The following is a 976-nucleotide window of genomic DNA, read 5'->3' on the forward strand; positions in this document are numbered from 1 at the left end:
GCTGCCGTCCGTATCGGTGGCAACAACGTCAAAGTGCTCGGAGATGCTGTTGGCACCGCCAGCATTCGGGTGGTCGCTGTCGTAATTCAGGGTGTAGCTGTAGCTCACCACGCCAGTGGCCGGGTTGTAACCGGTGATGGTGAACAGCGCACCGGTGTTGGTCTCGGCCGATTGCGGGAAGCCCGCTGCGACGCCTGCGGTGACGATGGCGATACCGCCGACGGTCAGGGTTTGCAGGCCATCCGGCGCATTGACGGTGAAGGTGCCGGTCTGGGTCAGGGCCGGGGCATCCGGGTCAGTGCCGTAGGTGAGGTTTTTTTCGTAGACGGTCAGTTCGCCGCCCGCCACGTCGAGACCGTTGAGGGTGACCGGGTTGTTGATACAGCTGTTGTTGACGTCGATGGTGAGGGTCGTGGTGCTTTCATCACCGTCGTTGTCACGCAAGGTGTAGGTGAACACATCGGTCGCGCCCGGGCCGTTCACGGAGTTCGGATAGCTGTGGTATTCGGCGTTGCCTTGGGCGTCCAGGGTCAGGTAACCGTAGGTGCCGTTGATCTGGGTGTTGAGCCCGCCGTTCACCGGGGTCGAAGTGTCCGAACCGGCGCGCACGCCGACCACGCCACCGCCGAGCAAGGGGCCATCGGCGCCGGCGACATCGTTCCACAGCACGTTGCCGCTGACGACGCCACCCTCGGTCACTGAAGTGGCGTCAGGGTTGGCGTTCGGCGTGTCATCGACGATGTTGACGTCGAGTTGTCCGGTCGCGGTGCTGCCGTTGACATCCTTGGCTACCACGTCGAAGTGCTCGGAAATGCTGTTGGCGCCGCCGGCGTTCGGGTGGTCGCTGTCGTAGTTGAGGGTGTAGCTGTAGCTCACCACGCCGGTGGCCGGGTTGTAACCGGTGACGGTGAACAGCGCACCGGTGTTGGTCTCGGCCGATTGCGGGAAGCCCGCGGCGACACCTGCGGTGACGATA

The 976-nt window shown here is 63.7% G+C and carries 1 protein-coding gene; it reads right to left on the minus strand.

Annotated features, from left to right (window positions below; translation table 11 throughout):
* Nucleotides 1-976: Ig-like domain-containing protein (locus ACM6IQ_RS22195; protein WP_414879875.1), on the minus strand; the 976-nt coding region annotated here is incomplete at both ends.

Source organism: Pseudomonas sp. IT-P100 (assembly GCF_949767185.1).
GTDB lineage: Bacteria > Pseudomonadota > Gammaproteobacteria > Pseudomonadales > Pseudomonadaceae > Aquipseudomonas > Aquipseudomonas fluorescens_B.